Below are 14,195 nucleotides of genomic sequence, written 5' to 3'. Positions count from 1 at the left end.
TGCGCGCTGCGCGCGGCGCGGATCGCGTTCGCACCCCGGTGCAGACGTCGCACCCCGTCCTGCCAGGGTGCGATGTCCGTGACTGGGTGCGATGTGCTGTCGGCGCCGACTGGAGGGCCGGGCGCGGCGCGGCGCGGCGCGGCGGATCGCGTTCGCACAACCGAAAGCAGTCCGCACCACGCCGATGCGTGGTGCGGACTGCTTCTGGTTGTGCGAACGGTGCGGCCGGGCCACCACCGGGCCCCGCCGGCCGCTACATGCGCTCGGGCGCGCTCACCCCGAGCAGGCCGAGGCCGTTGCGCACGACCTGGCCGGTCGCGTCGTTCAGCCAGAGCCGGGTGCGGTGCAGGTCGGTCACGGCCTCGTCCCCGAGCGGCGTCACCCGGCAGGCGTCGTACCAGCGGTGGTAGAGGCCGGCCAGCTGCTCGATGTACCGCGCGACACGGTGCGGCTCGCGGAGTTCGGCGGCCTGGCGCACCACACGCGGGTACTCCGCCAGGGCCCCGAGCAGCGCGCCCTCGGTGTCGTGGGTCAGCAGCGACGCGTCGAACGCCGAACGGTCCACACCCGAGGCCGCGGCGTTCCGGGCGACGGACTGCGTGCGGGCGTGGGCGTACTGCACGTAGAAGACCGGGTTGTCGTTCGTCCGCTTGGTCAGCAGGTCGAGGTCGATGTCGATCGCGGTGTCGCTGGCGAAGCGGACGAGCGCGTACCGACCGGCGTCGACACCCACGGCATCGACCAGGTCCTCCATCGTGACGATGGTGCCGTTGCGCTTGGACATCCGCATCGGCGCCCCGTCCTTGAGCAGGTTCACCATCTGCCCGATGAGGATCTCGAGGTTCTTGCCCGGCTCGTCACCGAACGCCGCGCACATCGCCATCATCCGGCCGACGTAGCCGTGGTGGTCCGCGCCGAGCATGATGAGGTTCCGCTCGAACCCGCGCTCGCGCTTGTCGAGGTAGTACGCCAGGTCGCCGGCGATGTACGCGGGCTCGCCGTCGGACTTGATGACGACGCGGTCGCGGTCGTCGCCGAAGTCGGTCGTGCGGAGCCACAGCGCGCCCTCGGCCTCGTACATCATGCCGAGCGACCGCAGCCGGTCGATCGCGCGCTCGACGGCCTTCGACTCGTGCAGCGTGTTCTCGTGGAAGTACACGTCGAAGTCGACGCCGAACTCGTGCAGGGACTGCTTGATGTCCGTGAACATGAAGTCGACGCCCTCGCGCCGGAACAGCTCCTGCGCCTCGTCCCGCGGCAGGTCGCGGACGTCACCGTCGTACGTCGACAGCACCCGGGCCGCGATCTCGGCGATGTACGCGCCGCCGTAACCGTCCTCGGGCGTGGGCTCCCCCAGCGCCGACGCGACGAGCGACCGGGCGAAGCGGTCGATCTGCGCGCCGTGGTCGTTGAAGTAGTACTCGCGGGTGACGAGGCCGCCCTGCGCCTGGAACACCCGGGCGAGGCTGTCGCCGACCGCGGCCCAGCGGACGCCGCCCATGTGGATCGGCCCGGTCGGGTTGGCGGAGACGAACTCGAGGTCGATGCGGACGCCCTGGTACAGGTCGCCGTGCCCGAACGACACGCCACCGTCCACGATGGTGCGTGCGATCTCGCCGGCAGCCGCGGCCTCGAGCGTGATGTTGATGAAGCCCGGACCGGCGACGTCGACCGAGGCGACCCCGTCCAGCTCGGTCAGCTCCCCCGCGATCTCGGTCGCGAGCTCGCGCGGGTTCGTGCCGAGCCGCTTGGCCAGCTGCATCGCGGCGTTCGAGGCCCAGTCGCCGTGCGCCCGGTTCTTCGGCCGCTCGAGGGCGACGTGCGAGTCCCCGACCACCACGGAGTCCGAGGCCCCACGTCGGTCGACGATCCCGGTCAGGATCGACAGGTACGCGGCGGAGAGTTCGGCAGGAGTCACGGCGGACGAGTCTACCGGGGACATGCACCATCATGGGCCGCATGACCACCCGCCGACCTGCCCGGGCGATCAGCGTCGCAGCGTTCGCCGTCCCCGTCGCCCTCCTGCTCGCCGGCTGCTCCGGCGGAGGCGGAGGAGCGGGTCCGTCCTCGACCCCGAGCGCCACGGCCGGTGTGGTCGGGCAGCGCGTGGCACAGACCTGCGCCGAACTCGTCCCGCAGTCGACCTTCTCGGTCTACGGCGAGCAGTTCACGCTCGACACGTCCGCCGAACCCAGCAGGGGCTCCGCTGCGGCCCGCATCGCCCAGCAGCGCGGCCGGGTGTGCGTGTTCGCCGCGGCCGGCAAGCCCTCGGAGACGATCACCCTCGCCGTGGCCCACCTGCCTGAGAAGTCGCTCACCGACCTCAAGGACGCCCTGTTCGAGCAGGGCGGCTCGGTGCCGACCTACACGGTCGAGGGCTACTTCGCCCTGCACGACAACACCGGCCGCGCGGACGCGTTCGCCGACCCGTACTGGATCACCACGTCGTCGACGCTGTTCACCGAACCCGGCACCGCGCAGCCCGTCGTCGACGCGGCCCGCGCGGCACTCGGGCCGAGCGCGTCCGCCACGCCGGCCGGCTGAGCACACCGCCGGACAGGAGGCCCGGCTCGGCCCCGCCACCACGGCGAGCGCCCGTCACGGCACCGGCTGCGTGGTCCGGAACGGGCGGCGGGACCTGCTACGGTTGTGGACACCCAGGGCCCCCATAGCTCAGGGGATAGAGCACTGCCCTCCGGAGGCAGGGGCGGAGGTTCGAATCCTCCTGGGGGCACAGAGACATCTCCGATCAGGCCGTCGTTCTCGCTGCGCTCGATCGGCGGCGATCGATGTCGCGGCAGGCCGCGACTGATCCCCCGTGGTTGCCTCCGGCAGGCCGCGACTGATCCCCCGGCGTTGCCTCCGGTGGACCAGGTGCGCGTAGCGTTCTGGGCATGTCATTGGTGTTCCCTGTGCCCGCTGTGGAGCCGCTGCGGGGTGGACCCGTGCTGCGGTGGGGGGTCATCGGGCCCGGGGTGATCGCGAACGACTTCACGAGCACCCTGCACGCGAACTCGGACCAGCGCGTCGTCGCGGTCGGCTCCCGGTCGCCCGAGCGTGCCGCCGCCTTCGCCGCCCGCCACGGGGTCCCGACCGCCCACGCCTCGTACGAGGCCCTCGTCGCCGACCCCGACGTCGACGTGGTCTACGTCGCGTCCCCGCACCCGCAGCACCTCGCCCATGCTCTGCTCGCGATCGCAGCGGGCAAGCACGTGCTCGTCGAGAAGCCGATGACGACGTCCGCGGCCGACACGCGGACGCTCGCCACCGCGGCGCGCGAGGCCGGGGTGCTGGCGATGGAGGCGATGTGGACCCGGTACCTGCCGGGGACCACCGTGATCGCTCGGCTGCTGGCGGACGGGATGCTGGGCGACGTGCAGCTCGCGACCGTCGACGTCGGCTGGCCGCACGACGCGTCGGACCCGGACGACCGCATGTTCGACCCGACGGCGGGCGGCGGCGCGCTGCTCGATGCCGGTGTCTACGGGCACTGGTTCGCGCGCTTCGCCACCGGCGCAGCGGTGACCAGCCGGACGACGGGAGCGGTCTCGGACCGTGGGGTGGACCTCCAGTCCGTCACCGTGTCGCGGGCGGCCGGCGGCGCCCAGGCGGTGGTGAGCACGTCGATCACCGCGTGGACGCCCGGGCTGGCGACGATCGCGGGCACGAGCGCGACGGTGCGGTACACCGACCACTTCGTGTTCCCGGCGTCGTTCGCCGTGCACCGCGGCGGAGACGCGGACCGGTGGTCGGAGCGGAGCGGGCTGCGTGGCCGACAGGGACTCGTGTGGCAGGCGACGGCGCTGGCACGGTACGTCGCGGACGGTCGGACGGACTCGCCGGTGCACTCGCTCGAGGACGCGATCGGGGTGGCCACGGCGCTCGACGCGGCCCGGGCTGCACTGGACGTTTCCGAACAGGACACCTCGGCCCCCTAGGATCACGGGCCGGTCGACCTGCACACGACCGGGAAGAGGACTCGATGACCGTCGCCACCGGGAACCCGCAGACCGAGCTCGCACGGGGCGGGTCCGCTCCCGACGCCCGCACGCTGCTCGACGTGCTCCACGCGACGGCCGAGGCGCACCCCGAGGCGTTCGCGATCGAGGACCCGGCAGGGGCGCTGGACTACCGGTCGCTGGTGCGGCTGGTCGACGAGCGGGCCCACGACCTGGCGCGGCGGGGTGTGCGACGCGGCGACCGGGTCGGGATCCGCATCCCCTCGGGCGGACGCGACCTGTACGTGTCGGTGCTGGCGGTCTTGGCTGCCGGGGCGGCGTACGTGCCGGTCGACGCCGACGACCCCGAGGAGCGCGCGACCCTGGTGTTCGGCGAGGCCCGGGTGGTGGGTGTGATCGGTGCCGGCGGGGTGCTGCGGACCTCCGGGGAGCCGGACGCGCCGGAGTCCCCCGTGGTGGACGCCGAGGCCCGCGCCGCCGCACCGACGACCGAGGACGACGCGTGGATCATCTTCACGTCGGGGTCCACCGGCGTGCCGAAGGGCGTCGCGGTGACGCACCGGTCCGCGGCCGCGTTCGTCGACGCCGAGGCCCGGATGTTCCTGCAGCGGGCACCGATCGGGCCGGGGGACCGGGTGCTCGCGGGGTTGAGCGTGGCGTTCGACGCGTCCTGCGAGGAGATGTGGCTGGCGTGGGGCCACGGTGCGTGCCTGGTGCCGGCGCCGCGGTCACTCGTGCGGACCGGGGTGGACCTCGGCCCGTGGTTGATCGTGCACGGGATCACCGTGGTGTCGACGGTCCCCACGCTCGCCGCACTGTGGCCGGACGACGCCCTCGAGCAGGTGCGCCTGGTCATCTTCGGCGGTGAGGCCTGCCCGCCCGAGCTGGCGGCCCGGATCGCGTCGCGCGACCGTGAGCTGTGGAACACGTACGGGCCGACCGAGGCGACGGTGGTCGCGTGCGGGGCGCTGATGGACGGGTCGGCGCCGATCCGGATCGGGCTGCCGCTCGACGGGTGGGACCTGGCGGTCGTGGACGCAGCGGGCGTGCGGGTGGCTCCGGGCGAGGTCGGTGAGCTGGTGATCGGCGGCGTCGGGCTCGGCCGCTACCTGGACCCGGCGAAGGACGCGGAGAAGTACGCGCCGTTCCCGGAGCTCGGGTGGGAGCGGGCCTACCGGAGCGGGGACCTGGTGCGGTACGAGCCCGAGGGCCTGGTGTTCCAGGGTCGGGCGGACGACCAGGTGAAGCTCGGCGGGCGCCGGATCGAGCTCGGCGAGGTCGACGCGGCACTGCAGGCCCTCGACGACGTGGCAGGCGGCGCGGCCGTCGTCCAGCGGACCCCGGCGGGGAACCAGGTGCTGGTCGGGTACGTGGCGCCGGTGGCCGGGTCGACGATCGACACCGCGGCGGCGAACACCCGACTGCGCGAGGCCCTGCCGGCGGCGCTGGTGCCCCTGCTCGCCGTGGTCGACACGCTGCCGACGCGCACCTCGGGCAAGGTCGACCGGGCGGCGCTCCCCTGGCCGCTGACGGGTCCGGACGCGACGACGGCCGCGCTGCCACCGACCGTGGCGTGGATCGCCGAGCGGTGGGGGGCGATCCTCGGCGTCCCGGTGTCCAGCGAGGACGACGACTTCTTCGCGCACGGCGGCGGGTCGCTGACCGCGGCGCAGCTGGTCTCCGCCATCCGTGAGCGCTACCCGGCGACGACCGTCGCCGACGTGTACGACCACCCGCGCATCGGTGCCCTCGCGGACGCCCTCGACGCCTCCGGGCCGGTCGCGGCCGCGCACCGTGACGTCCGTCCGACCCCGCCGACCACCGGGCTCGCGCTGACGCTGCTCGGGCTGCCCGTGCAGGTGCTGCGCGGGCTGCGGGTGCTGACGTGGACGACCCTGGTCGCGGGCGTCCTGCACGCCACGACGCTGCCGTTCCTGCCGGTGCTGCCGTGGCCCGCGCTGGTGCTGGCCCTGCTGGTGTTCGTCACCCCGGTGGGCAAGATGGCCGTGACGGTGGTGCTGGTCCGGCTCGTGCTGCTCGGCGTCCGACCGGGCGACCACCCCCGCGGCGGGTCGGTGCACGTCCGGGTGTGGCTGGCGGAACGCATCGCCGAGGCCGTGGACGGACCGTCGACGGCCGGCGCCCCGTGGATCAGCTACTACGCCCGCGCACTCGGCGCGCGGATCGGCCAGGGCGTCGACCTGCACACGCTGCCGCCGGTCACCGGGATGCTGACGATCGGCAAGCGGGCGTCGATCGAACCCGAGGTCGACCTCGCCGGACACTGGGTCGACGGTGACCTGTTCCGACTGGGCAGCGTCCGGATCGGCGCCGACGCGGTGGTCCGCAGCCGGACGACGCTCCTGCCCGGCGCGTCCGTCGGCGCGGGTGCCGAGGTGGAGGCCGGTTCCGCGGTCACCGGCCCGGTCCCGGGCGGGGAACGCTGGGCGGGCTCGCCCGCGGAACGGGTCGGTTCGGCCCGACACGGACGGGAGGAACGGCCCCCGTCCCGACGTCGCTGGCTCGTCGCGTACGGGGCCGGTTCCGTCGCCGTGGCCGGCCTGCCGGTGGTCGGCGTCGCCGCGGGGCTGCTGGTCACCACCGCGCTCGTCGGACGCGCGGACTCGCTCGGCGCCGCGGTCGCGCACGCCCTGGCGCTCGTGCCGATCGCCACGGTCGTCGCCGGACTCGTGTACGCGGGCCTGGTGGTCGGCGTCGTCCGACTGCTCGGCACCGGTCTGCACGAGGGACGACACCCGGTGCGCTCGCGGATCGGCTGGCAGGCCTGGTGCACCGAACGGGTGCTCGACGCCGCCCGCACGCTGCTGTTCCCGCTCTACGCCAGCCTCGTCACCCCGCTGTGGCTCCGCCTGCTCGGGGCGCGGGTCGGGCGGAACACCGAGATCTCCACGGTGCTGCTGTTGCCGTCGCTGACCCAGATCGCATCGGGGGCGTTCCTGGCCGACGACACGATGGTCGCCACCTACGAACTCGGCGGCGGCCGGATGACGATCGGCCGGTCGAAGGTCGGTCGTCGGGCGTTCCTCGGCAACAGCGGCATGACCGGCGCCGGACGCTCGGTCCCCCGCGAGGCCCTGGTCGCGGTGCTGTCCGCCGTGCCGAAGAAGGCCAAGCGCGGGTCGTCCTGGCTCGGCTCCCCGCCCGTCCGTCTCCGCCGTGCCGCCACGACCTTCGACGAGGAACGCACCTTCCGCCCACCCCGGCGGCTCCGCGTGGCCCGCGGCAGCTGGGAGCTCCTGCGGCTGGTCGCCCCGATGGTCTCCGGCGCGATCGCCCTGCTGGTCGGCGGGACACTGCTCGCGCTGTGGTCCGCCGTCGGCCTCGGGTGGACCGTGCTGCTCACCGCCCCGGTGCTCATCGTCGCGGGTGCTGTCGCCGCCGTCGTGTCGACCGTCGCGAAGTGGGCCTTCGTGGGCCGGATCACCGCTCGGGAGCACCCGCTCTGGTCGTCCTTCGTCTGGCGGAACGAGGTGCAGGACACGTTCGTCGAGACCGTGGCCCGGCCGTGGTTCGCCGAGCAGGCCACCGGCACGCCGGCGCTCGCCGCGTGGCTGCGCAGCCTGGGTGCCCGGATCGGTCGGGGCGTCTGGTGCGAGACGTACTGGCTGCCCGAGGCGGACCTGGTCACGATCGGGGACGGCGCGACGATCGCCCGGGGCACCGTCGTGCAGACCCACCTGTTCCACGACCGCGTGATGCAGCTCGACAGCGTCACCGTCGACGCCGGCGGCACGCTCGGTCCGCACAGCGTGATCCTGCCGGCAGCGGGCATCGGCCGGGGTGCGACCGTGGCACCCGCGTCCCTGGTCATGCGTGGGGAGCAGGTCCCGGCGGGAACCTCGTGGGCGGGCAACCCGATCTCGCCGTGGGACAGCGCGCCGTGGACAGCCCTCGACCCCGCCCCGGTCCCGGACTCCGCGGCCGTGGCAGACTGACCGGCACCGTGAAGTCCTCCTCCGCTGCCGTGCCGATGCCCGACCCGTACACGCCGCACAGCGGGGACCACCGCTGGCGTGCTGACCACTACGAGCTCCGGTTCGACTACCGCGTCGCCACGAACCGCTTCGACGGCACCGCGACGATCACCGCGACGGCGCTCGACCCGCTCGACAAGGTCGTGCTCGACCTGCACGGGATGTCGGTGGACCGGGTCGACGTCGACGGCGTCCGGGCGAAGAAGGTCTCCTCCGGCATCCACAAGCTCACCGTCACCCCCGCGACCCCGATCGCGGCGGGCGACGTGTTCACGGTGCACGTGCGGTACCGCGGAGCGCCGCACCCGGTCCGCAGCCCCTGGGGGCAGATCGGGTGGGAGGAACTGACCGACGGGGTCATCGTCGCCGCACAGCCCACCGGCGCCCCGACCTGGTTCCCCTGCAACGACCGACCCGACGACAAGGCCACCTACCGGTTCGAGATCACCTGCGAGACGGGGTACGACGTCGTCGCGAACGGGCAGCTGCTCGGCCGGGAACGCGCCGGGCGTGGCACGCGCTGGACCTTCGCCGCCACCGAACCCCTGGCGACCTACCTGGCCACGGTGCAGATCGGGCGGTACCGCACGGCATCGCTCCGGGGAGCGCCCGTCCCGGTGACGCTGCACCACCCGGCCGACCTGAGGACAGCCGCCGGGACCGACTTCGCCCGGGTCCCCGAGATGCTCACGCTGTTCGCCGACCGCTTCGGGCCGTACCCGTTCCCGGAGTACGGCGTGGTCGTGACCGACGACGAGCTCGAGATCCCGCTCGAGGCCCACGGGTTGGCGGTGTTCGGCCGGAACCACGTCGACGGTGAGCACGGCACCGACCGGCTCATCGCGCACGAGCTCGCGCACCAGTGGTTCGGCAACTCCGTCACCCTCGGCCGGTGGCAGGACATCTGGCTGCACGAGGGCTTCGCCTGCTACGCCGAGTGGCTGTGGTCGGAGCACCGCGGCGGCGACACCGCGGACGTCCTGGCGGCGGCGCACCGTGTCGGGCTGCTCGGGCAGCCGCAGGACCTGGTCGTCGCCTCGCCCGGCGCCGCCGACATGTTCGACGACCGGGTCTACAAGCGCGGCGCCCTCGCACTGCACGCCCTGCGGACGACGGTCGGCGACGAGGCGTTCTTCTCGGGGCTCTGGACGATCACCGAACGGCACCGGCACGGCACGGTCACGCCGGACGACGTCGCGGCCGCGTTCGCCGAGGCAGCCGGGTGCGACGTCGGCCGGGTCGCTGCCGTGCTCGCGCCCTGGATCGACGAGCCCGGTGTGCCCGCGCTGCCCGAGCGGTCCGACCTGCCCGAGCGGCCCGAGCGGTCCGACCTGCCCTAGCGTCTCGGCTGCGCTCCACGTTCCCCGGCTGCTCGGCGGTCGTCGACCTGCACGGTCTCGCGGGTGCGGACGGCGAGCACCAGGTCGTCGTCGAGCCAGCGGACCACGACCGGGTGCAGGTCCCCATCGAGACGTGCGGTCCCCGTGCCGAGGTCGACGTCCACCCGTGCCGGATCGACGCGCAGCCCGCGGCCGTCGTGCTTGAGGACGGCCTCCTTCGCGGCCCAGCACGCCGTCAGTGCGCGCGGGTCACCTGCGGCGCGGCGGTGCTCCCCCGGGGTGAAGGCGTCGTCGAGCGGCGCGGCCGTCAGTCGGCTGACCCGTTCGAGGTCGATGCCGAGCGGGTCGGGGCCGACGGCCAGGGCGAGCGCTCGGGGAGCACGGGCGAGGCCGACCCGGACCGGGCGTCCGTCGACGCTGGCCCACGGTCGACCGTGGTCGGTGCTGCGGCAGTGCGGACACCGGCGGCCGACGACGACGTGCGCTGTGTCCACTCCGGTGACGTGCGCGGCGAAGGTGAGCAGGGCCTCCCGGTCGGCTGCGTCGTCGGGACCGCGCGACGCGATGCGGACGGTGACGTCGGACGGAGCCATGCGGTCAGGCTACGGGCGCGGCTCGGGGCGTGGCGCTTGGCGCTCGGGACTCGGTTCGGTCCGGACAGCGAGACGCCGCCGGGGTCCGGCGGCGTCTCGAGCGGGTTGTTCGGTGTCGGTGCGCTCGCCTAGGCGTGGGTGAGGGCGATCAGTGCCACGTTCATCGTGGAGTAGAGCCCCTCGGACCGGGTCGCCTGACGGACGCGGCCCCGGAGGACCTCGTACCGGCCGTCGTGTTCGCGCACGAAGCCGATCACCCCGCTGGCGGGTGTGGACACCCGGTGGAAGCCGTCCTCGAGCGGGACGACCTCCGTGTTCATCGTTCGTTCCATCTGTCGACCCCTTTCGTCGTCGAAACGGTCACTCGGGATGCTACCGCGCTTCGTCCTGTGCTGGGGGACAAGATGCGTCCCCCGGACCACTCTCTCCACAGGTCCTGAGGGAATCCGGCATGCGCGTGCGCACCCTGGATAGACTCGCGGGCGACGGCGCTCCAGACGCAGTGTTCCCGGGCCACCAGGGGCATGTCGGCGCGTTGCCGGACGGACGGAGAACGGATGCGAACGGTCCAGCGTGGATCGCACACCTGGCGCTCGGACACCTCGGGCCGCACGGGCGGGGGGACGGCCGAGCGGGGTACAGCGGTACTGCGAACGGCAGTGCCGCGGACGCGTCGCCGCGTCTGGGCTGGCACCGTGGCCGCGACGCTCCTCGCCGTCGGGCTCGCCCTCGCGCCCGCGGCCGCCGCCAGCGCGACCGCACCGGTCGACCTGCGCGGTGCGTACGTCGTCGATGACGCGAACGCGATCACCGCGTCGCAGCAGTCGTCGGTCGAACGCGCGGTGCAGGACCTCGCCGACGAGACCGGCACGCAGGTGTACGTCGTCTACGTGGACACGTTCACGGACCCGACGGACCACACCGCGTGGGGCGCGGCGACCCTGCAGCAGAACCAGATCCAGTCGAACGGCATCCTGCTCTCCATCGCCACGCAGGCGCGCACGTACGACGTCCAGCAGACGAACGCGAACGCGATCACCAGCTCTGACGTGCAGCGCGCCGTCGAGTCCGACCTGCTGCCGAAGCTCCGCGACGGCAACTGGGCCGGAGCGGCCACGGCGTTCGCCAGCGGGCTGTCGGCCTCGCAGGACCCGCCGGACCTGACGTGGTTGTGGATCCTGCTGCTCGTCCTGGTCGTCGCGGTCGTCGTGGTCGTGCTCGTCATCCGCACCCGCAACAAGCGGCGCACGGCCGAGGCGACCCGGGCCCAGCAGGAGTCGCTCGCCGGTCTCGAGCGCCAGGCCGGAGCGGCACTGGTGACGATCGACGACGAGCTCCGCACCGCCGAGCAAGAGGTCGGGTTCGCTTCCGCGCAGTTCGGCGACGACGCCGCGAAGCCGTTCGCGGACACCGTCGCATCGGCCAAGCAGGACGTCCGCAAGGCCTTCACGTTCCAGCAGCAGCTCGACGACGAGGTGCCCGACTCCCCCCAGCAGCGCGCCGACTGGGCGAACCAGATCATCGCGATCTGCGAACGTGCCCACGCGGCGATCGAGCAGCAGACCGAGTCGTTCGACCAGCTCCGGTCACTCGAGGACGGGGTCGAGGACGCGGCCACCGCACTGCGCGACACCGTGCGGACCGCGCCGGCATCGGTCGACCAGGCGGCGGCAGCACTCGAGCAGGTGCGCAGCGCGTACAGCGGGCGGACCCTCGCGACCGTGTCGGACAACGTCGACCAGGCACGACAGGTCCTGGCGTACGCGACCGAACGCTCCCAGGCAGCCGACGCCGCCGTCGCGGCCGGCGACAAGGGCGAAGCCGTCGTCGCGGTGCGGGATGCGCAGCACGCCCTCGCCCAGGTCCAGCAGCTCACGGGGTCGGCGATCGCTGCCGACGCGACCTTCCGTGAAGCCTCCGCCCGGGTCGACGCGATGCGCCTGGACATCGAGGGCGACGTCGCCGCCGCCCGGGCCATGCCGACGCAGGGACCCGACCTGGCGTCCGCGGTGGTCACCGCCGAGACCGTCCTGCGCGAACGACTCGACCCGCGGGACCCGATCGCCGCGGTCGACGCCCTGACCAAGGCGAACACCGAGATCGACGCCGCCCTGGCCTCGGCCCGCGGCGCACAGGAACAGCAGGAGCGGGCGCAGCGGGCCCTCGACTCGGCACTCCGCGACGCCCGCGCCCGGATCAGTCAGGCCCGGGAGTTCATCTCGATGCGTCGGGGCGGAGTCGGTCCGACCGCACGCACCCGGCTGTCCGAGGCCGAACGAGCCCTGGACGACGCCGTCGAGTTCGCGACCACCGACCCCCAGCGGGCACTGCAGGCAGCCCGCGCAGCCGAGCAGTACGCCGCTGCCGCGATGGACGAAGCCGGCAACGACATGGGCGGGTGGCCCGGCGGCGGGGGTTCCGGCAGCGGCGCCCAGCTCGGCGGGCTCGTGACCGGCATCGTGCTCGGCGGTCTGCTCGGCGGCCGCGGCGGCAGCTTCGGGGGCGGCTCGTTCGGCGGCGGCGGCTTCGGCGGGGGCGGCGGCTTCGGGGGCGGTGGCGGCGGCGGTGGCGGCGGCGGCGGCGGTGGCGGCGGGGGCGGCTTCTCCGGCGGGGGTCGCTTCTGACCCGACCCGCGCAGACCATCCGCACCATCGGCACGTATCCACCAGGACCACCCAGAAAGGGAACACCATGGCAAAGCAGACGATCTTCGGTCGCATCTCCTCGCTCGTCCGGGCGAACATCAACCAGCTCATCGACAACGCCGAGGACCCGCAGCTGATGCTCGACCAGCTCGTGCGGGACTACACGAACAACATCGCCGACGCCAAGAGCGCGATCGCCCAGACGATCGGCAACCTCCGGCTGCTCGAGCAGGACAACGAGGAAGACGTCCGCGCCGCGCAGGAGTGGGGCCAGAAGGCCGCCAACGCCTCGACCGCCGCCGACAAGTACCGCGCCGAGGGCAAGGCCTCCGACGCCGACAAGTTCGACAACCTCGCCAAGATCGCGCTCGGCAAGCAGATCGCCGCCGAGCAAGAGGTCAAGGACAACGCTGCGCCGCTCGCCACCCAGAACGAGCAGGTCGAGAAGCTCAAGCAGGGCCTCGCCGGCATGGAGGAGAAGCTCGGGCAGCTGAAGTCCAAGCGCGACAGCCTGGTCGCCCGGGCGAAGACGGCCGAGGCCCAGTCGAAGGTCAACGACGCGATCGGCAACATCGACATCACCGACCCGACGAGCGACCTCAACCGCTTCGAGGAGAAGGTCCGCCGCGAAGAAGCGAAGGTCATCGGGCAGCAGGAGCTGCAGTCGTCGAGCCTCGACGCCCAGTTCGAGTCCCTCGAGGACGTGGGCAAGGACGCCGAGGTCGAAGCACGACTCGCCGCGCTGAAGTCCGGCGGTTCGTCCTCGCTCTGACCCGCAGCACGGACGACGCCGAGCCCGGCCTGCCAGGATGAGGACATGCAGTTCCTCGTCGTCGGTCAGTGGCAGGGTTCGGCGTCGTCGCGCGCGATGCGCCTCGGCGACGGCGCTGCCGCCATCGCAGCCGACCTGCCCCGGACCGCCACCACCGTCGTCGACGTCCCCGCCGGCGCCGGCGACCGCCTGGACACGGCGGTCGCCAGGTACACCTCGGTGCTCCACGTCGCCGAGCGGGTCGCCGAAGAGATCTCCATCGCCTCCGAACCGGTCCTGGTCATCGGCGGGGACGGTGCCAGCGCCCTGGGCGGCAGCGTCGCGCTCGGGCCGGACACCGCCTTCGTCCGGATCGCCGGGTCGAGCGGCTACCGCTCGTTGAACCGGGCGCAGCCGATCGCGGCCGAGACTGCCGCGCTGCGCATCCTGGTCGACCGGGCCGACGACCTGTTCCCCGGCCTGCCCGTCCTGCCCGCCGCGTCCGTGGTGCTCGCCGGGACCCGCGGGGTCGAGGATGCAGAGACCAACGCCGTCCGACGCGCCGGGATCACCCAGCTCGACGTCGACGCGGCCACCCCCGACGCCCTGGCCGCCGCCGTCGACGCCACCGGAGCCGACTCCGTCTACGTGCACGTCGACCTCGACGTCCTCGACCCGTCCGAGCTGGATGGTCTGCTCGAACCCGTGCCGTTCGGGCTCGACGGCGCGGCCCTGGTCGAGCGGATCCAGGCGGCGACCCGGGGGCGGCGACTGGTCGGCGCGGCGATCACCGGGTTCGCCCCCGTCGACCCGGAACGGGCGGTGGACGACATGGGTGTGATCCTGCGCGCCGTCGGAGCGCTGACCACGGCCTCCCGGGTGGGCTGAGACGGGCGCCCGGCACCCGGCGCC

10 protein-coding genes and 1 tRNA gene are annotated in these 14,195 nt (G+C 73.4%); 8 read left to right on the top strand and 3 right to left on the bottom strand.

Translation table 11 applies throughout. The features are described 5' to 3' along the window. Positions 1-253: 253 nt before the first annotated feature. On the bottom strand, positions 254-1,918 hold the full coding sequence (argS, locus tag BIU90_RS12915) for an arginine--tRNA ligase (protein WP_071300617.1): 1,665 nt from the start codon (positions 1,916-1,918) through the stop codon (positions 254-256). 41 nt (positions 1,919-1,959) lie between these two features. On the opposite strand from argS, the gene BIU90_RS12910 reads away from it, so the two are divergent. The 5 genes from BIU90_RS12910 (at position 1,960) to BIU90_RS12890 (ending at position 9,294) form a co-directional block, all read left to right on the top strand. Then, complete coding sequence (locus BIU90_RS12910; protein WP_139195270.1) at positions 1,960-2,544, top strand: hypothetical protein; 585 nt, start codon at positions 1,960-1,962, stop codon at positions 2,542-2,544. Positions 2,545-2,662: 118 nt separating this feature from the next. Continuing rightward, positions 2,663-2,734: transfer RNA gene (locus BIU90_RS12905), tRNA-Arg, on the top strand. A 160-nt stretch (positions 2,735-2,894) separates the two neighbouring features. Continuing rightward, entirely contained in the window at positions 2,895-3,938 is a 1,044-nt protein-coding gene (locus BIU90_RS12900) for a Gfo/Idh/MocA family protein (protein ID WP_071300615.1), read from the top strand. Between the two features lie 44 nt (positions 3,939-3,982). After that, positions 3,983-7,915: a Pls/PosA family non-ribosomal peptide synthetase gene (locus BIU90_RS12895; protein ID WP_071300614.1), complete on the top strand. Its 3,933-nt coding sequence runs from the start codon at positions 3,983-3,985 to the stop codon at positions 7,913-7,915. 8 nt (positions 7,916-7,923) lie between these two features. Beyond that, entirely contained in the window at positions 7,924-9,294 is a 1,371-nt protein-coding gene (locus tag BIU90_RS12890; protein WP_254787048.1) for a M1 family metallopeptidase, read from the top strand. Here BIU90_RS12890 and BIU90_RS12885 read toward each other — a convergent pair. Further along, the gene (locus tag BIU90_RS12885; protein WP_071300613.1) at positions 9,291-9,887 is read right to left on the bottom strand and encodes a 4'-phosphopantetheinyl transferase superfamily protein; all 597 of its coding nucleotides are present in this window, start codon (positions 9,885-9,887) and stop codon (positions 9,291-9,293) included. The two genes, BIU90_RS12890 and BIU90_RS12885, sit on opposite strands and share 4 nt — an antisense overlap. 128 nt (positions 9,888-10,015) lie before the next feature. Continuing rightward, positions 10,016-10,207 (bottom strand): hypothetical protein, encoded by a 192-nt coding sequence (locus BIU90_RS12880; RefSeq protein ID WP_056125872.1) that lies wholly within the window; start codon positions 10,205-10,207, stop codon positions 10,016-10,018. A gap of 375 nt (positions 10,208-10,582) precedes the next feature. Here BIU90_RS12880 and BIU90_RS19185 point away from each other — a divergent pair, with 375 nt between their 5' ends. The 3 genes from BIU90_RS19185 to BIU90_RS12865 all read left to right on the top strand — a co-directional run bounded on the left by BIU90_RS19185 (position 10,583) and on the right by BIU90_RS12865 (position 14,171). Further along, complete coding sequence (locus tag BIU90_RS19185; RefSeq protein ID WP_175470215.1) at positions 10,583-12,511, top strand: TPM domain-containing protein; 1,929 nt, start codon at positions 10,583-10,585, stop codon at positions 12,509-12,511. Positions 12,512-12,578: 67 nt separating this feature from the next. Next, entirely contained in the window at positions 12,579-13,304 is a 726-nt protein-coding gene (locus tag BIU90_RS12870) for a PspA/IM30 family protein (RefSeq protein ID WP_071300610.1), read from the top strand. Positions 13,305-13,349: 45 nt separating this feature from the next. Beyond that, positions 13,350-14,171, top strand: coding sequence for an arginase family protein (locus BIU90_RS12865; protein ID WP_071300609.1), 822 nt, complete (start codon positions 13,350-13,352; stop codon positions 14,169-14,171). The last annotated feature ends 24 nt before the right edge of the window (positions 14,172-14,195 follow it).

This window comes from Curtobacterium sp. MCBA15_001, from assembly GCF_001864835.1.
Classification (GTDB): Bacteria; Actinomycetota; Actinomycetes; order Actinomycetales; family Microbacteriaceae; genus Curtobacterium.
The sequence above is the reverse complement of the archived record's forward strand: the minus strand, read 5'-3'. Positions and strand labels throughout refer to the sequence as shown.

Bases quoted from the DNA above. Each gene is read 5' to 3' on its own strand.
- BIU90_RS12910 (WP_139195270.1), top strand. From the start codon at position 1,960: ATGACCACCCGCCGACCTGCCCGGGCGATCAGCGTCGCAGCGTTCGCC.
- BIU90_RS12900 (WP_071300615.1), top strand. From the start codon at position 2,895: ATGTCATTGGTGTTCCCTGTGCCCGCTGTGGAGCCGCTGCGGGGTGGA.
- BIU90_RS12895 (WP_071300614.1), top strand. From the start codon at position 3,983: ATGACCGTCGCCACCGGGAACCCGCAGACCGAGCTCGCACGGGGCGGG.
- BIU90_RS12885 (WP_071300613.1), bottom strand. From the start codon at position 9,887: ATGGCTCCGTCCGACGTCACCGTCCGCATCGCGTCGCGCGGTCCCGAC.
- BIU90_RS12880 (WP_056125872.1), bottom strand. From the start codon at position 10,207: ATGAACACGGAGGTCGTCCCGCTCGAGGACGGCTTCCACCGGGTGTCC.
- BIU90_RS12870 (WP_071300610.1), top strand. From the start codon at position 12,579: ATGGCAAAGCAGACGATCTTCGGTCGCATCTCCTCGCTCGTCCGGGCG.
- BIU90_RS12865 (WP_071300609.1), top strand. From the start codon at position 13,350: ATGCAGTTCCTCGTCGTCGGTCAGTGGCAGGGTTCGGCGTCGTCGCGC.